This is a genomic window from Schleiferilactobacillus perolens DSM 12744 (assembly GCF_001435585.1).
Lineage (GTDB): Bacteria > Bacillota > Bacilli > Lactobacillales > Lactobacillaceae > Schleiferilactobacillus > Schleiferilactobacillus perolens.
The window spans coordinates 97,468-120,758 of record NZ_AZEC01000007.1 but is presented as its reverse complement, the minus strand read 5'-3'; the positions used below and the strand labels follow the sequence as shown (position 1 = coordinate 120,758).

Here is a 23,291-nt window from a genome sequence, read left to right as displayed (position 1 = left end):
TCTAACAATTATGGGGCACTTCACATCTGAATATTCCCGATGATTCACCAACTCATTCGGAGTAAACGAATAATCGATCGAATTCAGAATGAAGTCTGCGATTTCCATCATTTCTTGATGCTTTTTCTGATGAGAAAAATTGAAAGTGGCCGTCTTTAATACCTGAATCACTTGTTCATTTAACTGACCGGCGTTCATCACCTCACTCCGCATTCGATATATATATTCCCGTTGCACCCGAAAGACTTCATCAAATTCCAGTGTCTGGAACCGGGCACCGCGCTGGGTTTTCGTCACATTTTGCTGTGCTCTTAAGACAAGTTTATGAAAGCGGTGTTGGCGCAACGGTTGCGGATCAGTAGCAACGACTGCTTCCGGAGCATGTTTCTTGCGGTATTTCTTAACCCATTTTGGTGAATTCTCAATCACCACGCGGTCTTCCAAAGAAACATAAAAAACGCTTTGGCCAGGGTAGCCTTGACGCCCGGCTCGTCCTCGTAATTGATTATCTACCCGTTCGCTGGTCATTCGTTCAGTGCCAATTACCAGCAAGCCCCCCATCGCCACTGTCTCCTTGTCAAGAATAATGTCAGTCCCCCGCCCCGCCATGGAGGTGGCCACGGTTACTGCACCGACCCGTCCAGCAGTGGCGACGATTTTAGCTTCTTTAGCCGCACTGCGCGCATTCAATAAGTTGTGCGGTATGCCTGCACTAAGTAACAGTCGCGAATAAAGATTCGACATTGATACCGACCCCGTTTCGATCAGCACGGGGCGATGTTGCTTGTACGCCTTTTGCACTTCTTTTAACGACGCGATGATCTTTTCCTCATTGGTCACAAACAGGTGGTCTGGTCGATCCACCCGAATAGTGGGTTGGTGGGTAGGAATCACGACCACATCCATGTTATATGTCTCCCGCAATTCCGCAGCATCAGTTTTAGCCGTACCGGTCATCCCCGCCAATTGGGGAAACATGCGGAATAAATTCTGATACGTAATTGACGCCATGGCACGCGTTGGCGCAGAAAGTTTGACATGCTCCTTGGCTTCGATGGCCTGATGCAGACCAGCTTCCAAGTGCATGCCGCTGAGTTCCCGACCATTAGCCAAATCCAACAAGGCTACTTTGTCGTTATCAGCCACATAGTCACGGTCTTTAACGTATAAGAAATGAGCCTCCAAAGCTAAGACCATATGCCGATAAAGATTGGCGTGCTCTTCACTTAAAATGTCGTCGACATCAAAATATGTATTCATCCGCCGAATGCCGGTGGGTGTAAACCACGCTTTCTTATTGTCATCACTTTGTTCAAAATCCACCTTGGGCGTCATAATGCTCATTAGCGCCTCGGCCGGCTCAAAAAGATTTGATTGGGCCCGTGGCGCGCCTGAAATGATTAAGGGCATCTGGGCCATGTCCAAAAGGATAGCATCCACTTCATCCAACAAGGCAAAGCGGAATGGGCGAATATATAAATCACTTTGGTTTGCCGCTAAGTTATCCAAAAGATAATCAAACCCCAGTGTGCTATTGGTCGTGTAAACAATGTCATGGCTGTAAATATCCTGCTTATCACGCTCATCGTCTTCATGTCCTGGCTTAGCCACCCCCGAAGCTGTACTGACCCCCAGCCAAGAATAAACTTGACCCATCTGGGCGGCATCCCGATCGGCTAAATAATCATTCGCGGTAATCAAAAAATTACCCGGCCCAGTTAGCCCATGCAAATACATCGGCATCGTGGCCGTGAGTGTCTTACCCTCACCAGTCTTCATTTCTGCCACATTATTGTATTCTAACGCGACCGCCCCGAGAATTTGTTCGTTGTAAGGAGTCAATCCCAGCACACGCCGATCCGCCTCAGCAGCGGTAGCATAGGCTTCGATCAACACCTCCTTTAGAGTATGTCCAGCAGCTAACTGCGTTTTCAGTGCGATAGTCTTTGCTTGCAGTTGACCATCGCTCAATTCTTTAAATTTTGGTAATAACGATACAATCTGATCCGTTATTCGCATGTAGCGCTTCAGCACACGCTTATTCAACAATCCGATCAGAAACGCCCCCATCCGTTCTGTGTCGCACCAATTGTATTATCGGCGTCAAGTAGCTATAATTATAGCATCATGGCAAACAAAGATAAATTATTAGACCGCGACATCAAAGAGCGGTTCGAATACGAAAAGCAGTTCGTTAAAGACCCGGATGACCACAAGACTCCAGGCAAAGCATTGCAAATCATCATTGCAATTACCCTGGCAGTGATCGTTTTGGGCGGTATCCTTTACCCATTAATTACCCAGTTGTTAGGATAACTCTCGAATCTCACGAATACGACCAGTGTTAGCCTTTCCTCAGGGCTATTTTTTGTGCCCTGTATTGGGTTTAACCGAGCTCGTACTATTGCATCTTCACCTTGTAAAATGTTTGCCAAAAATCACGTTCAAATTCATCTTGGATGTACCCGTGCTCCCATGGAAGGGAGAACGGCCTTGTGAATACGAAATGACGAATGACCACATGTTTACGAGCAACCGATATCTTTGCCGCTTGTTGGGGGTTGCGTTGTTTTGCAAACCCCGCTAGCCATTCGTCGTCTTTTTGATAATTATACTGTAGTGGCAAATATGCGACGCGATCAGTGATCAGACGGTTTAACAAGGTTTGATCCAAAAAAGTATAGGAGGCTGAATTAACAGCTTCCACCATCGTAGTCTCCGAATATGCGTCAGTGTACCTTTTCGGGTCGATCAATAAAACGCCGGAATTGAAATACTGCGCAAAATTATCTACTTCTGACCAAACTGATTTTTCTGGGAAGCCCACATTAATAAAACTTTGAAAGTCATTTACCACACCCATTATTTTATTTTCCGGCAACATGTCAAAAAGAGGGAGGACATTGTCACAAATAAGAACATCGTTGTCTAAGTACAACAATTTGTCGTAATTTTGATAGATGTACGGTGCAAACAATCGCCAAAGAGTAACTGACGGGAACCGCTCGTTTTGATGTGTTAAGTGGACTTGCGCCATCACCTGTGGCTTTTCCCAGACATCGACGCTGACATTTGGTCGAGCAAAATTTTTAGGAATTGCCTTCAACCAATAAATGTCATTCATCAAAATATCGGACTGCATAACCAAAATCTTGAGCCCAGCATTGGCCGGTAGGTGCATACACAGCGACGCAATGGCGGTACCACATAACTGTACGTGACTACCAGCCACAGTAAAAAGAACAGCATTATTTTCCATTAAGTTTTTCTCCTGTCAGGTGATCAAGCGAAATGATATCGGGGCGAGTGGTGGTCAAGTTGTTGTCGTAAACGAGACCGAGTACTTCAAAAATTGCTTTTTTGAGAAAAAAGCCACTGCGAATCAGTGGGCTAATTCTTAACACATTATCCAACATCTGATTGTACTGGTCTGGCGTAACGCTAGCTAATCTGTCTGGCAATTCAGCCAAAGAATCTACGATTAAACCAATCCCGTTTGTCTCAACAAACGGCGCGGTGGACGCTTGGGACCAAACGATCACGGGCTCGTTAGCTGACAAGTACATGGGAAACTTGGCCGGCGTATTGTATTTTTCATACTCTCCCAAAGGCCCAATGACACCAGGATATTGCTCTGAATCCCAGATAAGCCCATATGACCCCTCAAGCATTTGCGGCATCGCCTGGGGGTCGACGCGCTTATGCAAAGAGATGTTCTGGTGCTCTGCAAGCGCTGTGTCGTCTTTTTCAGCACCATAGACATTGATTTTGAAATCACTCGGCAGTTTTTTCAAAAATGGTGCCTTGAATAATGCTCCTGCGTAATCAACCCCACCATCAGGCTGCCGCCGCCCCTGAAAGTAAGCCGTTCCATGTCCACCCGGTCCATAGTAAGTGACATTTTGCGTCAGTGTTTTCCCAGCTACTGCCATCTCTTCTAAAAAGTGGTCATACATTGGTGCCGAATGAAAAATGACACCATCCGCCTGAGAGATAAAATTAACTTCTTCACTCACATCCGATCGACTGAGATAGACTGGCAATTCCGCACTATCTGGACTAGGTAGTTCTGGGCCGACACGCCAGCTGGAAATATCGTCAATTAAGAAAATCAACTTACTCCGAAATTGGTGTACCCGATCGATAAACGTCTGAATCCAGTGACTTTTAAACGTAAAAAAAGGCCATTGCACGATAACAGCATCATTTTGCTTTAGTCCACCCAAAATTCCATCTAAACGGGAATTCAAGACATCGCGGGGCTCATCATCCCAAGTATACGCAAATCCGTCAATAATCTTGATGCCAATCTCTTGTGCAAAGGTCTCACGGTCAAAGTGACATTTCCCCGCTGCTCCCATCTCCCAAAATGGATAACCCGGATAATTCGTCGTATTAATATGCAACATGTAAGTGGTCATCATTTTTCTCCTAAAATACTAGTCCTGGAGGCCAGAAAAGAAACGATCCAAACTGCATGCAGAACCAGCAGTGATATATGTAAATCTTACCACGTCGTTATGCATTGATGGGAGCTGATCTCCAGCATTTGTCACAATATGTTAGTGAGTATCTGTAAAAACAACGGATTGTCTGAAGCCATAACTGCTATAATGTATACGAATACATATAGGAGGCAATTGAATGCTGAGTGAAGCTGAACAGAATAAATTGAAGCAAGAGGCCGCCAACCAAGCGGCCAAGCAGTTGGTATCCGGCATGACGCTGGGCGTGGGTACGGGGTCAACCGTCAAGTACTTTATTGATGCCTTGACCCGGCGGCGCGATGAGGACGGGTTGTCCTTGGCGGCCATCGTCACGACTTCGAATCGATCCAAAGAGGCATTGCAGGCTAAGGGCTTCAAGGTCAGTGGGTTGAGTGACGTGGAATTGTTGGATCTGACCGTCGACGGTGCGGATCGGGTAGATCGTCATCTGGATGGCATCAAGGGTGGCGGCGGTGCGTTGACGATGGAAAAAAACGTCGCCACGTATTCCCGGCATTGTACCTGGATCGTGGATGAATCTAAGGTTGTGGATCATTTGAGCGGATTTCCACTGCCGGTTGAGGTGTTGCGCAATACCTGTGAGCATTTATATCGCAAGTTTGCGGATGAAAACCTGGAACCGGAATTCCGGAAGGATGCGGATGGCCGCCGGTTCATGACCCATTATGGCAACTACATTATTGATCTGCATGTGGATCCAATTCCCGTACCGGCGGGTTTGGCACTGTGGTTGGATACAACGGTAGGGGTAGTTGAACACGGCCTGTTTCTGAATGTGGCCGACAAAGTGATTATTGCCCATGAAGATGGGCACATCGAGACTCGCACCAGATAACTGAATCAACGTAAACAAATAGCCGTCTCAACCGAGACGGCTATTTGTTTACACTATTCTCGTTTCATCAGCGCCGCATGGGTCGTATCCCAATTGGCGGACCGAATGATATGGTAGCGCGGATTGATTTGCATCACCTCAGCCACGGCATTGAGATCTGTGATGACATATTTGTACTTGCCTGCCTTGATTGCCTTTTGCTGCGAATCTTCTACGGCTGGCATGGCTGCGTGGGTAATGTTGTACGCCGCAAAATATTTCTCCTGCGGGGCTTGTCCAGTCACCATGAAGTAGCCGGCGTCCATCATCTTATAGAGCATGAAATGGGCACCTTTGTCATACTTAATTGGGTTGGTGATTTGTGTAATCACTGGCTGCCCGCTGGTGAGCCGAGATTCACTGGCCACCCGCGGATTCTGCATCGTCCCTAGGAACAACACCAGTGTACTGAGCATGATCATCCCTAAAGCGGAGACTTGTAACCCTCCGAGCAGTCGATCACCCCAACGCGCTATCATAATCAACCCCGGCACAATCAGCGGCAGCAAAGCCAAATAGTAATGGTTAAACCGAATTGGCGTGATCACCGCGAAATAGTTGGCGACAATCACCAGTAAGAACCACCACCGATGGCTTTGGAGAGAGAAGAAATATCGGGATACCAAGACCACAATTACGCTGAACGCAATCGCGGCAAACAGCCAGGGAATTTGACTGAAATTTTGGGCGGGTAAAATCAGCCATTTACCAATGACACTCCCCAGCATGCCATTGCCATAATGGGCACTGTACAGGAAGAGATTGGTGTAAAAATACTCGTACCACAAAGCACCGAATGCGTGGGTCACAAGAAAATACAGCAACACCGGAATCCAGGCAACGAGAAAGCCGACCAAGGACCACAATATGTTAGCTTTCAGCTCATCATATTGGTGACGTTGGCGCATATACCCCCACCAAATCAGGTACGCTGCCGCGATCGGCACGAGCAGTGAAAATTTAACTAGCAGTACGAATCCGACGCCAAACGACATGATTAACGTTTCGATTCGGCTGGGGGCCTCTTCTCCAAACAGGAACTTAGTTAATAGGTAATAAGCCAACATCAGAAACGGTAAACAAAATTCCTCCGCACTATCCCCCCGTTGATAGTAGATGTAATTGAAGTACAATGCCAAAAATCCCATGGGTGCCAGCAGCGCCGGTTTATGGGATAAATACACCCGGGCCCAGCGATAAACAATCACCAAGTCGGCGAATAAGGCCAACATCTGAAACGGCAGAATGCCCCAATATCGATGGGGCGTCAAAATTAATGCCACCACGTGCAGAAAATATAAGTATGGCCCCTTCTGATCAAAAATCCCGGCATACAGGGTTTTACCGTTCAGCATTCCCCGCGCCACTGTGAAGTAGGCATTGCTGTCTACCCACTCATTGAAATAATACAAAGGCGAATTATGGGAGAAGAAAAGTGTCCCTGCCACTGCCAAGATGAATAAGAGGATAACGGTCCAGCGTTTATCCCGATCACGCCACACTTCACGCATGAATATTGCACAACCCTTCATTAAATCATTTACCGCCCGGGTTCTTCATGAAGGTGTTGCCCTTCAAAGAATATTGTTTGCCGGAGGTAATGTCATATTGAATCATTTGGTAATCCGCCAAGAGCTGTTTTTGTTTCTTGGTCAGCTTATCCACTGTGACTAGCTTACCTTTATTAGTCACCCCTTGCACGACATTTTCAGTATTGCCATCTGCATCGGTCTTGGTACCAGCCGGCATGGATAATGCGGGTAAATCGTGATCCACATCTGTCAGCAAGGCTTCATAAGGCGACACTTTGGCATTCAAATGTTCCAGGACCATGGGGATAAAATCATTGGTCCCGCTGTAATGCGTCTTCTTCAACTTCGTGTTGTGCGCGCGGCTGGCCTTATTAGAATAGATGAAGAAGTCTGTCGCATGCATCCGTACCGGGTCCTTCAAAACGTAGTCATTGTCGATAATTGCTGGATAATGATCGCCGTAGAAAACCAAGGTGATTGGTTTCTTTATTTTGTCGATCTCATCGATGAACTTTTTCACCGCTTTGTCTGTTTCATAGGTGCCATACGTATACGTGGCGTAGCTGGAAGTGATCGCATCGTTGCTCAACGCCGCCCCACTCACGGTATCTTGGAACGGGTTGTCTGGGTAGAAACTAGCATCATAGGGCATGTGATTTTGCATAGTGACCAGGTTCATGAATTGGCCGCCGCCCACCTGATTGATTTGTTGCAGGGCGTTGGCATAAGCGGTGTTGTCAGAAAGGTACGGACTGTTTTGAATTTTGCTTTGATCAATAATCTTATACTGACTGCCCAAATACTTGAACGTCTTGATGCCCATCTTGCGGTATGCTTGCGGTCGGTTATAAAACGACCCGGTGTAAGGGTGGATCGCCGTGCCTGAAGGAAAGTCATCAGCAAAGCCCGGTGCTCGGCCACTGCGCGTCACAACTTGGGTGAAAGGCACCAAATAATGGGTGAACCCGCTCATGATAAAGCCGGAGAACGACTCATATTCCATATTGGCAGTACCACCACCGTAACCCGCACTCATCATGTAACCGCTGGTAGTTTGTTTCATCAATTTCCGCACATTCGGAATCGGGTCCTGTCCATCGATGTGGGTATCTGGAAAACGTTTAGGGTCAACAAAACTTTCACTCAGATTGAAAATGACCGTTTGATCTTTAATATTAGCGGTTCGAGTCTTGTTGATTTGTTTCGCTTGGGCCGCATATTTTTGCACAATAGCCGCCACACGTTCTGCGCTGTAATCATCTGGCTCGTCCATGAGCTGAACATCCAGCGAGTTGGTGAATTGTAATAACGGGCCATGGGTTTGGACACCATTAATTGGCGTCACAAAGTCCGCCGCATTGCCAAAAGCGCGGTTGAAGGCGTTGGCGTACGAGCCTTTTTGGTTCACATGAATCGGACTCGCTAAAATTAAACCAGCCAAAACGATCAGACCGATCCGAGCAGGCCATTTTGCTTGCAATGGTCGGGGCAGGCGTATCTCTAAAAATACAATTGCACCGATCGCAAGCAGAATCGCCAGGATCATCAAAACGATTTTTGCAGTGCCAACCATGGCAAATAATTCCGGTAATGATTTTAATTCGTGCAAATCAGCCGGTAAGACCGACTCGTTACGCAACCCAATCTTCATCCGATTGGCGATTGTCCAAATGCTGTAGGATACTTCCACCAGTAAGAAGCTAACCCAAAAGCGCGTCGTGATGACATGCAGCACGACACACGCTGCAATCAGCATCAATGTGGTGAGGACAATCATCTTTTGGTCTTTAAGAAGTAAGTATGGCAACACCGGCTCACGTTTTGACAACAAACCATCGCCGACCAAGCCGTCCCGCGTCATGCTTAAGAAAGAAACGAATGCCGTCACGTAAAAGACCGCGACTGCCACCAACTGATGCCAATGTTGACTGAAGACCGCCCTGCCCCACGTGTTTAGCCGTGTCGGAATGCGCGCATATTCCGCAACAGTCGTCAAATGCCACTGTTGATCCAACCGACCAGCCACACGCGTCCAGACCGGTTGTGTTCCCCATATAAGTCCCAACAACGCCACTGCCAACACACCGGCAAAAATTGCCGATGTTAATAAGAAATGAAGAAAACCAGGCCACTTGTTTTGAATCGTATCCGAAATGAACGCACTCAAAGTAGGCGCTTGACTGACTAAATTGGCCATCGTCAACGCGACCACGAGCATGCGTCCCTCTGATTGCTGGATCAATCGACCCACAAAGACGGTGACTGCAATGGCGGCCACCACCATTAAGACACTGAATGGCTTGGTAAAAGTATCCATTACATCATAATTGCCATACAGGAAAAACGAAATTTTACCCATGACACCCAAGCTCGCCCACATGGTTAACAATGCTGCGCCGCCAATGGCAACCAATTGCCACAGCGATCGTTTTTGCCACCAGCCGCTGCGGCTCAACAACATTCCAATCATGAATAAGGCCACCATTAAGAGAATGTTGATTGGGTCATTGGCATCTTGACGGAAATGGTTCCAAAACAGACTGACCAACCAAAGACTTCCCAGCACCAGGGTCAGGAATCGGATATTGGTCCTCTGAATCCACCGAACCAATAATGGTTGGGTCACCAAGCACACAATCATGCCGCTGAAGACGGTGCTGACACCGCGGGTCAGGGGGAAAAGGCTCTCTAAAATGGCATTCATGCTTAATGTTTTGAAGCCCACAAATACAATGACGAGGCTCAGCAGCAATAATGACCATCCCCGCAGCCAACTCGCTGCGGCGGTGCCCACAGACACTCGTTTGTTGGCCCAAAAATATCCCGCCAACAAAAATGTGAGCGGAATAGTCATTTGACTGAGAACGCTGCCCATGTGCAGAGCCAGCCACCATTTCACACTATTCCCTGCCGAAAAAGTAAAGAAAGCGTATGAGCGGTTCAATATCAGCATATTTAAGAGAGCGGTTCCGGTCAAAATTAAAATAAATGTCCCACCAAGTACAGTGAGACGAGTTCGCTGTTTTTCCATTAATTATTGCACTCCATTAAAATTCATTCATGTGACCCATTGTACTACACCCTCTCTCGAGCTAAGAATACATTTTGACAACAACCGGTGTCACAGTATTGATCAAAAAAACGGCACTACCCGCAGTGGGTAATGCCGTTTAGAAGAATCTCAGGTTTACTTCTTATTTTTATCAGTGTGATCAGTTACGGTTGGTGTCGTTGGCTTAGCCACCACGGGTGTCGTGGCCTTGGGTGCAGCTGCCTGCACGACTGGCATTGCTTGACTCTTCGCTACCCATTGGACAGTCGCTGATAACATCAGCGGCAGCGTGATCACCAAGATGACCAGACCAATGATCACGGCTAGTGCCACTTGAATCAAAGTCGTGACACCGGACGGAATCAAGGCGGCGAAAGTACCGCTCAGGATGACGGCAGCCGAGATAACGACCGCGCCGATGACGGTCGCAGAATGCAGCATCCGTTTGTCCACGGCTGGCTCTTGCCCCCGCTGATCCCGGAACCGAATCATCAGGAAGATACTGTAATCCACCCCAAGGGCGATCAGCATGATGAAACTGAAGAACGGTGTATTCCAAGTCAGCAAAGGGACACCGAGTAATTTATCGGTAATCAGATGGGTCAAGCTTAATGACGTCACATACGCCATCAGCAAAGTCCCCAGAATCGCCAGGGGTTGAATAATGGACCGGGTGACGACCATCAACGCAATGGCGATCCCGACGACCATAATGACCGCTGTCCGCAGGAAGTCGCCGTTGGCCAGTTCTTCCAAATCGGCCGTTTGCGATGTTTGACCGCCAATAGCGACTTTAGCATCCTTCAACGGACCATGCTTTAACTTCGCCTTGATGTCACTTTGAATCGTACGCAACTTCTTGGCAGAAGCCAAGGTAGCTGGATCACCGTTAAAGACCATCGTCAGCGTCGTGATCTTGTTGCCGTCGGCCATGTAGTTATCCAAGGCCGGTTTGAATGTCTTGGAAGAAATGGTTTCCTTCGGGATATAGAACGCATCACCCATATAGGACTTTTGCAACTCATCCAGGTAGGACTTCATCGTCGCATTGCCCTTTTCCAAAGTCGTCAGACCATCATCGGCACTAGACAGACCCTTTTGCAGTTCGGTGACTTGAACAGCCAGGGCTTTCACCTTCGTATTCAGTTGCTGAACGCCGGCATTGACTTGTTGCGTCCCGGAAGAAACAGAGGTGGCACCGCTATTCAATGTGCCGCTATTGTTGGCCAATTGGTTGGTCCCTTGTGCCAGTTGGTTAACACCGCTGGTCAAGGCCGGAATCTGGCCATTCAATGTTTGCATACCGCTATTGACTTGGGTAGAGCCGCTGGCCAATGAATTGGCGCCGCTCGCCAGCGTACCGCTCTTACCGGCAAGCTGCTGGCTGCCCGCAGACAGTTGGCCGACACCGTTCGTCAATGTCGGTAGCTGACCGTTCAAGCTGCCAAGGCCGCCATTTAATTGACTGGCGCCGGTATTCAGTTGGCCGATGCCGCTGGTCAATTGGTTGAGACCAGCTTGAGCCGGCTCCGTCAGGGCGCCTGCGCCAGGAATCTGGTTAGCCAGTGCAATCAGCTGGTTGGCTAAGCTGGAGACTTGGGCCACCTGGGCGTTCAACTGCTTCATGCCCGTCGCGAGCTGACCGCTGGCACTGGTCAATTGGCTGACCCCATTCGTCAGTGCTGGCGTCTTGCCCTGCATGGAAGCAATACCGCTATTGACTTGGTTTACACCTGCTGTGTATTGGTTGATGCCTTGGGCCAAAGTGGATGCACCACTCTGGAGTTGCTGGGTGGCGCTCGTCAACTGACTCACACCGCTGGCTAAAGTAGGCGTCTTACCTTGCAGCGTATTGACGCCGTTGTTCACCTGGTTCACCCCGGCGGTATAAGTGGTGACACCGCTGGCCAGTTGTCCGGCACCACTTTGCAGTTGTTGACTCCCATTCGCCAATGTTTGCACCTGCTCTGTGGAACCCTTGATATCGGCCTTCGTGAGCTGATCATTGGCACTCTTCAGACCGCTTTGGATTTGTTTCAACCCCTTAGTGGACTGATCCAAACCATTGACCACGGTGCTCAGTTGGTTCTTCAAATACAATTGACCAATCTTTGTGCCACCGGGTTGGGTCACAGAAGCCACGGTTTTGACACCGGACTCTTTTTGTAAATATTGGGTCAAATCATCCACCGTACCCAGTGCTTCCTGGGTATTCAGCGGGGTCTTGCTCTCGATATAAATCGTCGAAGGCGCGGTCATCCCCTTGGAATAATGCTTTTGAATCAAGCGGTAGCCGACCTTAGAGGGGAGGGATTCGGGTAATTCATCCGCATTATTGAAGTTCAAGGTTTGATTCATGGTCAGCGCAAATGGTACCGCCGCAATGACGATGGCCGCGACGACCAGAATGGGTTGGGCCAATCCGGCCTTGCTCAAGGCATGCCATAATTTGCTTTCGGCTTCACCACTGGTGGTCTTGCTCGGCCAAAACAGCTTGTGACCCAATGTCGCCATGAAGAACATGTTCAAGGTCAACAAGACCGGTAAAAGTACTGCGACCCCGACGGCCACTCCGACAGCGGATTGGTAGAAGGAGAACTTCGCCAAGGCCAAAACAGAGAAGCCAATCAGGACGGATAAGCCGGAGTAAAGAATCGTCCGACCGCCGGTGCGCCGGGTTTCCCGTACCGCGTCGGCCACAGCCAGCCCTTCGCCTAGATGACCCTTGAACGTGTTATAGAGCAGAATGTTGTAATCTGTCCCAATCCCAAACAGGACTACCACCATGAAGACTTGGGTGAAGTTAGAAATCGGGAAGTTTTGATATTGGGCCAGGTTCATCACGATGCTCAGGCTGGTGATAAACGCCACCCCGACTGTCGCCAATGACGCCAGCGGGACGATTGGTGATCGGAAGACGATAATCAACACGATCAGGATAAAGACGATGGCAATGACTTCGGTCTTCTGAATCCCTTTTTCAGTAATCGTTGAAAAGTCGTCGTTCAAGACATCGGAACCCGTGATGTACGTCTTTAAACCGCTGCTCTTAATTTGTTTCCGCAGCGCCGCCGACTGATCTTGTACCTTGCCAGAGGCCTTGACCGTGATCATGGCCATCTGAGTCGTCTTGTCCTTGGCGATCAATTGTTTCTTAGTTTCCGCATTGTCATTGGGTGCCGTAATACTTTGCACGGTCATCCCTTTGACGCTGTGAATATTCTTGATGGCCTGATTAATGTCGGCGATCTTGTCGGCAGGCAGTTTTTCATTACCATTATTGAAAACGGCAATGTAAGTCCGTACCGTCTTGTTATTGTTGGCCCGTTTTTCGATTCTGGTCGCCATTTGGCTTTCCACATCGTTAGGCAGCTTGATGGCGCCCTTTTCCCGAGTCAATTGAGTCACGTTGGGCATCAGGAAGATGGCGATAGCCACCACGATAACCCAGAATATGAGGGCGAATGTGTGCTTCTCTCTAAACTTCTTCAACAAAAACCTTCCTCTCCACTGTCAACGCATTCCATAATAAGTTCTTCATTTGGTGGACCAAGCGCGTTTCCGCGGCCGGATCCGAGTACAATTCGTGCTTGATCCATAACTGGGAGGCCATCATCTCAACACTGCCGTACAACAGGACCAGCAGCGTGTCCGGATCGGCCTTCGTGAATACCTCTTGGCGCTGGCCGTTTTTGAGAAAATCGGTGAAGTATGTAATGACTTTCTCCCGAGCTTCCCGACTGGTACTATCCAGCACCTCGTTGAAGGCGTTAAGACTGACAAAATGCAGCTCGGCGGAATAATTGATCAATAGCGTCGCAGAAGCATCGAACAACTGACTGTATTGGTCCTGCACCGAATCGCTGGGCTGGACCCGGATTTCTAACTCATCCAGGAAGTGACGCAGCACCTGCTGGAAGAGGGTGTTGAAAATGCCCTCTTTATTCTTGAAATACCGATACAGCGTCCCAACACCGACGCCAGCCGCTTTGGCAATCGACGGTACATTGGTTTCCGCATACCCTCGGGCGGTGAATAACCGCAGCGCTGCCTGACAAATCTTTTCCGTCTTATCACTGGTTAAAGTCGCCACTGGACTGACCTCCCCCTTTTTGTATTTTCATTCGGAATGAATGTTCATTCCGTATTCTAAAACGATGTTTCCTCCGCGTCAACATGCAGTTATCAATTAATTCGTTTTCACGAATATAGTTTTACAATTGCGAATTCTTTCACAGCTCTGTTCACTTTTTCAGCACACAAAAAGATCCGGCCGACAGATGCATGAGCATGTCGGCCGGATCAATTCGTAGCGTGTGTCTAAATCAAATTGTTAATCGCGTAATTTACGGTAAGAAACAGCCGCAATCCCCAGTAATGTCACACCAAGAATGGTCAGCAGCATGGAAGTTAAACCAGTATCTTCATCGGTTTGCGGTAACCGGGCCTGCCCAGCAGTTTGACTGTCGCCAGTCGGTGTTTCTACCGGACTCGTCGCCGTACCGCCGCCCTGATCGGGTTGACTGGGTTTCGTCGGATTAGTTGGTGTCGTCGGCTGCTCGTCGCCGCCTTGACCGCCGGTACCGGGCGTCTTGCCGCCGTCATCACCGCCGCCAGTATCAATCTTGCTGTAAATATAAGTGACAACCTGGGTATCCTTTTGATACTGCCCAAAGATTGGTGCGCTGTCGCTGGCTAATTGCTTGAAGGTATAGCCCTTAATCGTCAATTGGCTCGTCGCATAGGGATCACCGACTTTACCAGTCGTCACGATTTCATCGTGGATCGGATTACCCTGCTCGTCCACATACCGGGCGATGACTTTACTGAGTTCGGGTACCGGTACCGAATTCTTTGTGTAGACATATGTGACAGTTAATGTGCCATTGACGTACAATCCTGTCACCGCTGCACTGCCCGCGGCCACCTGCTTGAACGTGTAGCCATCGACAGCCAATTGGCTCGTCGCATAGTTGGTTCCCACTGGTCCGCGGGTGGTGATCGTGTCATGAATAGTATGACCTTGATCATCCACATACTGGGCAATCACTGTCCCATATTCGGTGACCGGCGGTGTGTTCTTCTGGTAAATATACGTCACCGTCAAAGTACCGTTAATGTACAGACCAGTCTGAGCCGCACTGCCATCGGCCAGCCGCAGATACGTATAACCATCAATGGTAACCGGTGTGGTCGTATAATTCGTCCCGACCTTGCCGGAACTCACGACCTGATTGTGGATCTCGTTGCCCAGACTATCTTTGAACTGGGTGATCACTTGACCATATTGCTCCACCGGTGTGCTCGCCGCATAGACATATGTCACAGTTTGCGTGCCGTTGGTGTATTGGCCCTTAACAGGCGCACTATCGTCAGCTAATTTCTTGAATTCATACCCCGTGATACCGAGCTGAGTGGTGGTGTAATCTGTGCCCGCCGCACCCGTCGTGGTAATTGGTGCATGAATTTCTTTGCCGCTCTCATCCACATATTTTGCAATGACAGTGCCCTGAGTCACCGGCGGCGTGTTCTTTGTATAAATGTAGGTGACCGTGCCGCCATCCGCCGTCAGAGTACCGGTGGCCGGCAAACCGCCGTTGCTGGTATCCACCTTATCAAAGGTGTAACCGGCAATCGTCTTTTGCTCTGTGGTGTAAGGTTGACCGACAAACTGGCCGTCTGGATATGTGGCTTCCCCAGTGATGGGCTGGCCCGCCGCATCCTTGATGGCATCGCCGTTTTCGTCAACGTATTTCACATTGACGGCTTTGGCGGTTTGATTGTAAATCAGGTCTAAGCCCTTGGAGAGTTGGTCATACGTCAATGTCGTCGGATCAGCGACCGTTTGACCATCCACCTCAGCGTGGGAATATTCATATCCGGCAATTGTCCGTTGGGCGGACTTGAAATCGGCTGCTGATAACTTGTCGGTCGGTACACCGCTGAGTTCGCCGTCTGCTTGGCCAACGATGGGTTTCTTGTTTGCATCAAGATAATGAACAGGCACTTTAATCGCTGCTGGCGTCTTGGTGAATACGTATGTCACCGAGGCACCGTCGGCAGTGAAATTACCCTTCTCGGATCCATTCACTTTTTCAAGATAATAACCCTGGTTCTTAATGGACTGAATCGTATTTTGCACAGTACCATTAGTCGTCAGGTCATAAGGATCATTGAGCGTTCCCGTTAAAATTGTTTGTGGTTCGATATCTTGTCCGCCATCAGTTTGGTAGTTGACAAACAAATTTCCCACAGATTGATCAAACTCATATGGTGTGATGACCGCCCCAGCAAACGTATAATAAGGTGACCAAGTGAAATCGTCATCCCAAAAAGCGGTGAGAAATCCGATGCCGCTGGTTGATACATCTTTTTGTAAATTCGTCCACTTTAGCGTTGTGGGATCAACATTAACGCCATCTGCGGTAGATGTATAATTTCTATAATAGCCACGGTAATTAGCGTTTGTAATTGTCTGATCAGCCTTATAATAGGCCTTCACAGGGACAGACTCATTTTTTAAATTCTTAATAGAATACGAGGGTGTCGTAATTTCCTTAGTGTTTGGATTAAGTACAATTCCTTCACGAACACTCGTCTGAAATCCAATCTCTGTATATTTCGAAATTGGATCATTGGCTAATGGTGAAACATCTGTAATGGCATTGTATGACAAACTGAGGTCGGTTAACTGAGATTTGTTTGCCAATGCTGAAATGTCAGAAATTCGATTGAATTGCAAAGACACACTTTGCAGTTTTGACAAATTTTTCAATGCAGAAATGTCGGCAAGTTTGCCAATTATTATAAATCTCGTGTTGTTTGTCCAATATAAGTTCCAATTTGTATCTGTACAAATCGTCAACTGCGTCAAATTGGTTGCGTATTCCAACCCCTTCAACGTTTTGACATCCTGAATGGCTTGCCAATAAGTCTTATCTGTCCGTTGGGGCATAGCAGTATTAATTGAAGTCAACTGTTGCATGTCTGCTTGGGTGATTTCATTTGTTTCAGTGATGTTAACACCAGCATCTTGTAATGCGCCCAACACAATGTACTGTAAATTCTTATCCGGCATCCATTGATCAACCGATTCATTTGTTCCCATTGCATTTTTTACCGGTGTTGGTAATGTCTTGACCACCGGATTAAACGGATGAACATCACCCGTCGCCGCCTTCGCCGGTGTCGCAAAGGCGACCATCATCAATATCCCAAATAAAGCTGCCGTGCCAGCCACCCACTGGCGCAGTCCTCTCTTATGTCGCATAAGATAACCCCCAATTGGCATTAGCTTCACCTTCACAATATCATTGCCAACACAAATTTTGGATTCAATTTTGCCAAATATAACTTACTGAAAGTGGGATAGAAGGCATGAAAAAAGACGCCCATCAGGACGTCTCTGCAAAACGTGAATATTAGTCGAGCTTGGTCTTGGATTGTACTTCCAAGTGCTTGTTGAAGTCATAAACCACGGGTTCGCCAGTGGCCATTTCCAAGTTCATGATGTCTGCATCAGAGATGTTTTCGATGTACTTGGTCAAGGCCCGCAGGGAATTACCATGCGCAGCAATGATGACGTTCTTGCCAGCAATCAAGTCAGGTGCAATGTGGTCTTCCCAGAAAGGAATAACCCGTTCCAAAGTGACCTTCAAGTTCTCGCCGCCAGGAATGATGCGAGGATCCAAATCAGCATAACGACGGTCCTTAGCTGCAGAACCTTCATCAGTAGCCTTCAACAAAGGAGGCAGGACATCGTAAGAACGACGCCAAATATGAACTTGGTCAGCACCATATTTGTCAGCAGTTTCCTTCTTGTTCAAACCTTGCAGAGCGCCATAGTGACGTTCGTTCAGACGCCAAGTCTTGAATTCAGGAATCCACAGTTGGCCGCAGCCTTCCAGTGCATAGTGCAGGGTCTTGATGGCCCGGGTCAATACAGAGGTGTAAGCCTGGTCGAATTCGATGCCGCTTTGCTTCAGTAATTCACCAGCGTGCTTAGCTTCTTCGACACCTTTTTCAGAAAGGTCAACGTCCACCCAGCCTGTGAATTGGTTGGAAAGATTCCAGGCAGATTGGCCGTGACGGATCAATACAAGTTTTGCCATGGGATAATTAACTCCTTGCTTTATTGAAATTGACACCTTTCATTTTACACGGGAAATGGTAAAAATCATAGGGCGGCACTAAAGAACTCCCATAATTTGCTCGCCCAGGTCCTGAATGTTCATGCCGGTGGACTCATTGGCGAAGATCAAGACACCCGCCGTATTGCGTTGATCTGCTTGAAAGTATGTCTTGAAACTGTTGGGAAAATCGTCATACATGCCGACGACCACGCGATTATTGTTATCGCCGATGAAGAAGCCGCCGCTGTAACTGCTATCCGGTGATGGCCGCTGGGTAAGTTCCACAAATTGCGGCCGGGTTAATAGGCGGCCATCGCTCAAAGCCAATTGAAACGTCGCCATATCGGTGATCGACATGTAGATCGAGCCAGTTCCCAATAAACTGGAAACCAACTTAGGGTCCAATACTTCTGGCACATAATCCTTGTCGGTGAACTGGTACCCTTGGGCAACGACAGAACCATGGGGAATGTGTTGTGCATCGAAAGTATGCGCCATTTTCAACGGATCCAGCACCCGTTGCTTCAACGCCTGGTAAAAGGTTTGGCCAGTGATTTGATCGACGATTCCCGCCAACAATACAAAATTGGCGTTGGTATAACTGAATTGCTTGTCTTTCGTATTGGTCACATTGTGTACAGTGTAGTTGATCGCCGCCGCGTCACTGGTGAGTTCCTGATCCGGCGCAATTTCATCCATAAATAGACCGGATGTATGGTTGAGCAGCTCCCGAATGGTGATGCCGCTGCTGCCGGGCACTGCCGGATAGAACTTGCTTAGGCGTGTATTGTAGTTTAACTTACCCTCACGAATGAGCTGCGCAATAAGCGTCGCCGTCATCGTTTTTTCCATAGAGGCAATGGGAAAAAGCGCATCGGCACTGTTCGGTTCATGGAGCGTGGTGTCTGCTTCCCCATAATGGCGAACAACCGCTACCTTTCCCTGACGAATGGCAATGATCATCCCCTTAAAGTGCGTATTCCCCACCAACCGGTCAATCGTCGGTCCTAATTTCGAACTCCTTTGCACTGGTCCTGCCAATGTCGATAACGGCTGGGACCGGACAGTGTGCCACAATCCAGCCCCCGCACAAACCAACGTGATCGCGCCAATCACCGCCGCCCACCACTTCTTCGTGCGCTTATGCATACTCAACCCCCCTAAATATCCTTGAGGTAATGCACCAACCGATTCACTTCTTGAAATCCTAATGTTTTATGAAAATGCTGAGATACCGTATTCGTTAACGCCACATCGCTGCCCATGGCAGTGATCCCGGTACTTTGCAGCCACTTGGTCGCTGTACCGACCAGCTGGCGGCCGATCCCTTGCTGGCGCAGCGCCGGTGCCACGTAAATTCCTTCTAAATAACCCGTGGGTGTGACCGTGGAGCCTTCGACATAATCCTGCCGCAGCGTCACTTCACAGAACCCCACTGCCTGGCCATTGTCCATCGCCAACCAATAATGGCTGCGTTCTTGGCGCAATGCGGCTTGGTCAGCAACCAGCAGGTCTAGTAATTCATCATCGGGCCAAAGATCGTGTTGCAACGCGGCCAATGCGCGCACGTTAGCTGGGGTCACCTTGGTGATCTGAGTCATCTGTTTTGGCCTCCTTCAGCTTCAACGGTCGATGTTTCTTGGGAATTGCCTTGACCCCAAAAATATCCAATAGAAAGGTAAAAATCGGAATACCGACGATTAATCCCCACGGACCCATGATCTCTGGTGCGAGAATCAGTACAACAAAAGTGAAAAATACTGGCAGCTGTGTGCGACTGGCCATGAACTTGGGGTTCAAGATATAGGCTTCCAATACGTGAATCACCGCAATCATGATCAGAATATAAATGACATCCTGAATACCACCCACACTATACGCCACCAAAGAGAGCGGAATCAACGAAATGATGACCCCGGCCACGGGCACCAGGGAGAAGAAGAACACCATGGCTGTTAAACTAGCCAGATTGGGCATGCGCATGAAGAACAAAGTAATGGCAGTAATCGCCGTATTGACCATCGCGATGAACAACTGGGCTTCCAGCACTACGCCGAATGTGTTAACAAACTTTTGGGCAAAGAAATTGAAGTCCCGGAAGAACCAACCATAATCACTGGTTAAAAAATTCTTGCCAAACTTCTTCAGGTCGTCGAATTCAATAGCGAAGAAGAAACTCAAGATGAAGGAGACGACGATGGCGAACCCGACATGACCGATGCTGGTGATCGTGGCCAGAATGCCGTTAACGCCGTTATGGAGCTGATTGGCGAGACCCAGGCGATCGACCCAGTTGGTCACAAAGGAATACGCCGCATTGGAGTCAAACTGGGGGCTGTTGTAAAAGTTGATCAAACCATTAATCAGGTGGTGACTTTCATGCACGATAATTGGTATGTAGTGGGTCACCACTAAATAAATACCAGCAATCACCAGCAAGTAAACCGGTGCGATCAGCATCCATGGATATTTGATCCGGACATGGCGGCGCACATGCTGCAGCAAGCGCACGGCGAGGAACGCAAAAATAAACGTCAGTAATATTGTCGTCAGCATGCTCCGGGCCAAGAACAATATGACAGCGATCGCCAAAAACACAGTCATTCGCCGTAACCGGACATTTGCCACAAACTTCTCGTACATAAACAGCCTCCCAGACTTTTGTCACCAGTAGTATAACGCGCTCTTTTATCCATAATAAAACAGGATGCCTCAAAGAAACATCCTGCTCGGGTACCATTATTGTAAGATTACGGTAATTACTTGCTCGCCCAGGTCCCATCACCGGCCCAGACCCAGAGATTGGTACCGACTTGATAGTAGGTGCGTCCATCAGCTAGGATTTGCCGGTTCGTGGTCACCCACCGCGTTCCTGCGCTTAGCGTCCGCTCAGCCAGCGTAAGGTCTTGGCGGTAAACACTGATATCACCGGCGACATTCACTGGATTTTGTACCGTGAATACACCATTGATATCCGCACGCACATCTGCCGTCCGGACATACAGTCCTGTACCCACCTCGTAGGCCATCGGATCACCATCTTCGTTCGTCATAATAATCTTGAAACGCCAGGCGGATTTGAACGGCAATTTACGGCTCAGCTGATGACTCAAGTGGGCATCCGTGTAAAGTGTTGCGCCGCCCGGATTCGTGACCGTAGCGATGCCTTTAATGAACTGAGCATTGACGATGTAATCTGGAATCTTGTCCATTGTGCCTTGGCCAGGCAGCCAGAGATTGGTGCCGACTTCGTACGAAAGATCGCCGACCCGGTTATTGCCCACATAAATATGGTTAATCTGTGAATAGCGCCAGCGGGTGCCAAATGCTAAGTAACGATCCACCGGGGTGGTCAAATTGGCATCGGCATATAGTTGGACTGTTTTGCGGCCGACCTGCACAACGCCATGTTCCTCACTCACCTGATAAGTTTGATTCACCGCCGCATTCGGCGTAGCCGCATGGATTTGCGTCGTCGTTAATGCCGTCGTCAAACCGACCCCAAATAGTGCCGCACCGAGTAAAGCAACAGAAATCTTCTTCATTACTGTGCCGTCCTTCCTGTCTTGGAATATACGTCTCTATGATACCGCATTCAAGTGGGAGAAAACAAAAAAGACTGCCACTCGACAGCCTTTCAAGAAAACTAATCATATTCCCGGATTCAAGCGAATTTGCAAGGGTGGCACAGTTAAATCCACATCATTCATGCCGATCCAGGTCACTGTGGCGGAATCCGGATCTGGCTGGTGGAGTAAGTACAGCTTGTTATTGAGCATCCCAAACACCAGCAACGAACCCGATTGGGTATTGATAATGTAAGTAGCCCCTTCCACCACTTTGGCAGGAGATACCACAAACACGTACTGCATCTGCGGCTGCTTGCTGCCATCCTTGGCGATACCTTGGTAATCGGTAGTCTTCACACCCGCGCCATAGCGGTCGCTGAAGTCCACTGCCACCTGACCAACGGCTTGGCGATGGGCATCACTAATGGCGCCCAGCAACTGCATGAAGTCCGCATTGTTTTTCACCGGCGTTTTTTGAATATCCCGGTAAGCATTCAAACTTGTGGTGTAAATATCTTGTACTTGCGGAGTCGTACCCTCCGCCTTGGTCATGGCCAAACCCGTTTGCACTGGGCCCAGTCCCTCTTTAGGCCAAGGCGTGTAATCTTTGGAATAGAAGATCAGATGCTGCCCGGTGTTTTCCACCCGTGCCCGGGCGAGATTAATGTTATTGCCGCCATGACCATTGGTCCACAATGTCACTCGCTGGGGCAAACGCCGCTGAATATTTTGACCATGGACCGTATACGCGACTGTCAGTAAATTACGCGGGTTTAAATACTCTTTGCCATACAAAGCTTCCAATTGACCAGTGACCAGACTGTAAGAAATCATCGACGCCTTGTCAACATCATCGGGATTCGTCGTATTCAGTTCGGTGATCGCGTTTTGGTACGTCCCATTTTCGTTGATAGTAATTTGCCCTAAGCCGACATTTTTACCGATGAACATCCGGAACGTGTAAGTACCAACGAAGGCTTTGTCCTGTAATGGCTCCGCCCCATCATTGACGTTGACGATAGATTTCATCAACTTCGCCGCCAGTTCTGAATCCGCCCCGGTGCCGGAGACGCCGGAGGATTGCGGTGTGGAAGCGCTGCTAGCAGATTGTTTCTTCGGAGTGCGTTTTAACCGGACGAAATGATACGTCTTGTTGTTGTAACGCACATTGTAGCCGACGACATTTTGACCATTGGCGCGGCCGGTGAATTCAGACAGGAAAGTCATGGTAATCGTTTGGTTGGCGTCTACCCGCAAGGTTTCTGCCGCCGTGTCCGCCGTGTACTTGGGATTCGCAAAATTACCGTTGAGTTTATTTTGCCCCGCCGTTTCCCCAACCGCGTCCACGGCTTTCACCACCGCGTCATTTTTATTGAACTGAAACGACAAGGTATCTTTCTTACCGGTCCCAGCATACAAAAACCAGGTGGTGTCCGCCCGTTTCACCGCGGTCGCCACCAGACTGGTTTTTTTGCCACACGCACTGAGTCCCCCGATGCACAGCAACACTGCCAGTGCCAAAAGCCATCTCCATTTTCCCCGCAACTTCGTCAATCCTCCGTATTTGTTAGTCAATACTATTGTAGCCTAACGCGCGGTCGGATTTTGTTCAAAAGCACTAAGA

General features: G+C 48.7%; 16 protein-coding genes. 2 read left to right on the top strand and 14 right to left on the bottom strand.

All coding sequences use genetic code 11. The features are described from left to right. A partial coding sequence (gene secA / locus FD09_RS09350; protein WP_235812257.1) for a preprotein translocase subunit SecA occupies positions 1-2,046 on the bottom strand: 2,046 nt, incomplete at its 3' end. Positions 2,047-2,127: 81 nt separating this feature from the next. Between secA and FD09_RS09345 the strand changes: the two genes are divergently transcribed. Then, positions 2,128-2,316 (top strand): hypothetical protein, encoded by a 189-nt coding sequence (locus tag FD09_RS09345; protein WP_057820692.1) that lies wholly within the window; start codon positions 2,128-2,130, stop codon positions 2,314-2,316. 85 nt (positions 2,317-2,401) lie between these two features. Here FD09_RS09345 and FD09_RS09340 read toward each other — a convergent pair whose 3' ends face one another. Continuing rightward, positions 2,402-3,259: a glycosyltransferase gene (locus FD09_RS09340; RefSeq protein WP_057820690.1), complete on the bottom strand. Its 858-nt coding sequence runs from the start codon at positions 3,257-3,259 to the stop codon at positions 2,402-2,404. Then, the gene (locus FD09_RS09335) at positions 3,249-4,421 is read right to left on the bottom strand and encodes a glycosyltransferase (RefSeq protein WP_235812256.1); all 1,173 of its coding nucleotides are present in this window, start codon (positions 4,419-4,421) and stop codon (positions 3,249-3,251) included. Before FD09_RS09335 ends, FD09_RS09340 begins: the two co-directional genes overlap by 11 nt. A gap of 226 nt (positions 4,422-4,647) precedes the next feature. Between FD09_RS09335 and rpiA the strand changes: the two genes are divergently transcribed. After that, positions 4,648-5,343, top strand: a complete 696-nt coding sequence (gene rpiA / locus FD09_RS09330) for a ribose-5-phosphate isomerase RpiA (RefSeq protein WP_057820699.1) — start codon at positions 4,648-4,650, stop codon at positions 5,341-5,343. A 53-nt stretch (positions 5,344-5,396) separates the two neighbouring features. On the opposite strand, the gene FD09_RS09325 is transcribed toward rpiA, so the two are convergent. The 11 genes from FD09_RS09325 to FD09_RS09275 form a co-directional block, all read right to left on the bottom strand. Beyond that, positions 5,397-6,893 carry a hypothetical protein gene (locus FD09_RS09325; protein ID WP_057820688.1) on the bottom strand — a complete coding sequence of 499 codons (1,497 nt, stop codon included), beginning with the start codon at positions 6,891-6,893 and terminating at the stop codon, positions 5,397-5,399. 25 nt (positions 6,894-6,918) lie between these two features. Continuing rightward, positions 6,919-9,945, bottom strand: coding sequence for a sulfatase-like hydrolase/transferase (locus FD09_RS09320; RefSeq protein WP_057820686.1), 3,027 nt, complete (start codon positions 9,943-9,945; stop codon positions 6,919-6,921). 156 nt (positions 9,946-10,101) lie between these two features. Further along, complete coding sequence (locus tag FD09_RS09315) at positions 10,102-13,458, bottom strand: MMPL family transporter (RefSeq protein ID WP_057820684.1); 3,357 nt, start codon at positions 13,456-13,458, stop codon at positions 10,102-10,104. Continuing rightward, complete coding sequence (locus FD09_RS09310; RefSeq protein ID WP_057820682.1) at positions 13,445-14,059, bottom strand: TetR/AcrR family transcriptional regulator; 615 nt, start codon at positions 14,057-14,059, stop codon at positions 13,445-13,447. The genes FD09_RS09315 and FD09_RS09310 overlap by 14 nt, the downstream gene beginning before the upstream one ends. A gap of 240 nt (positions 14,060-14,299) precedes the next feature. Then, positions 14,300-17,236 (bottom strand): MucBP domain-containing protein, encoded by a 2,937-nt coding sequence (locus FD09_RS09305; RefSeq protein ID WP_162261502.1) that lies wholly within the window; start codon positions 17,234-17,236, stop codon positions 14,300-14,302. Positions 17,237-17,387: 151 nt separating this feature from the next. After that, a complete protein-coding gene (locus FD09_RS09300; protein WP_057820678.1) occupies positions 17,388-18,077 on the bottom strand; it encodes a 2,3-diphosphoglycerate-dependent phosphoglycerate mutase in 690 nt (229 codons plus the stop codon). Between the two features lie 78 nt (positions 18,078-18,155). Beyond that, positions 18,156-19,247: a serine hydrolase domain-containing protein gene (locus FD09_RS09295; protein WP_057820676.1), complete on the bottom strand. Its 1,092-nt coding sequence runs from the start codon at positions 19,245-19,247 to the stop codon at positions 18,156-18,158. 11 nt (positions 19,248-19,258) lie between these two features. Further along, positions 19,259-19,699, bottom strand: a complete 441-nt coding sequence (locus FD09_RS09290; RefSeq protein WP_057820674.1) for a GNAT family N-acetyltransferase — start codon at positions 19,697-19,699, stop codon at positions 19,259-19,261. After that, the gene (locus FD09_RS09285) at positions 19,668-20,741 is read right to left on the bottom strand and encodes an AI-2E family transporter (RefSeq protein ID WP_338054173.1); all 1,074 of its coding nucleotides are present in this window, start codon (positions 20,739-20,741) and stop codon (positions 19,668-19,670) included. Before FD09_RS09285 ends, FD09_RS09290 begins: the two co-directional genes overlap by 32 nt. A 116-nt stretch (positions 20,742-20,857) precedes the next feature. Further along, complete coding sequence (locus FD09_RS09280; RefSeq protein ID WP_057820670.1) at positions 20,858-21,643, bottom strand: SLAP domain-containing protein; 786 nt, start codon at positions 21,641-21,643, stop codon at positions 20,858-20,860. Positions 21,644-21,748: 105 nt separating this feature from the next. Continuing rightward, a complete protein-coding gene (locus tag FD09_RS09275; RefSeq protein WP_057820668.1) occupies positions 21,749-23,188 on the bottom strand; it encodes a hypothetical protein in 1,440 nt (479 codons plus the stop codon). Between the last annotated feature and the right edge of the window lie 103 nt (positions 23,189-23,291).

Excerpts from the sequence above, each read along its gene's own strand:
- FD09_RS09345 (WP_057820692.1), top strand. The coding sequence starts at position 2,128 with ATGGCAAACAAAGATAAATTATTAGACCGCGACATCAAAGAGCGGTTC.
- FD09_RS09305 (WP_162261502.1), bottom strand. The coding sequence starts at position 17,236 with ATGCGACATAAGAGAGGACTGCGCCAGTGGGTGGCTGGCACGGCAGCT.
- FD09_RS09325 (WP_057820688.1), bottom strand. The coding sequence starts at position 6,893 with ATGCGTGAAGTGTGGCGTGATCGGGATAAACGCTGGACCGTTATCCTC.
- FD09_RS09320 (WP_057820686.1), bottom strand. The coding sequence starts at position 9,945 with ATGGAAAAACAGCGAACTCGTCTCACTGTACTTGGTGGGACATTTATT.
- FD09_RS09295 (WP_057820676.1), bottom strand. The coding sequence starts at position 19,247 with ATGCATAAGCGCACGAAGAAGTGGTGGGCGGCGGTGATTGGCGCGATC.
- FD09_RS09300 (WP_057820678.1), bottom strand. The coding sequence starts at position 18,077 with ATGGCAAAACTTGTATTGATCCGTCACGGCCAATCTGCCTGGAATCTT.
- FD09_RS09335 (WP_235812256.1), bottom strand. The coding sequence starts at position 4,421 with ATGACCACTTACATGTTGCATATTAATACGACGAATTATCCGGGTTAT.
- FD09_RS09290 (WP_057820674.1), bottom strand. The coding sequence starts at position 19,699 with ATGACTCAGATCACCAAGGTGACCCCAGCTAACGTGCGCGCATTGGCC.
- FD09_RS09285 (WP_338054173.1), bottom strand. The coding sequence starts at position 20,741 with ATGTACGAGAAGTTTGTGGCAAATGTCCGGTTACGGCGAATGACTGTG.
- FD09_RS09280 (WP_057820670.1), bottom strand. The coding sequence starts at position 21,643 with ATGAAGAAGATTTCTGTTGCTTTACTCGGTGCGGCACTATTTGGGGTC.
- FD09_RS09340 (WP_057820690.1), bottom strand. The coding sequence starts at position 3,259 with ATGGAAAATAATGCTGTTCTTTTTACTGTGGCTGGTAGTCACGTACAG.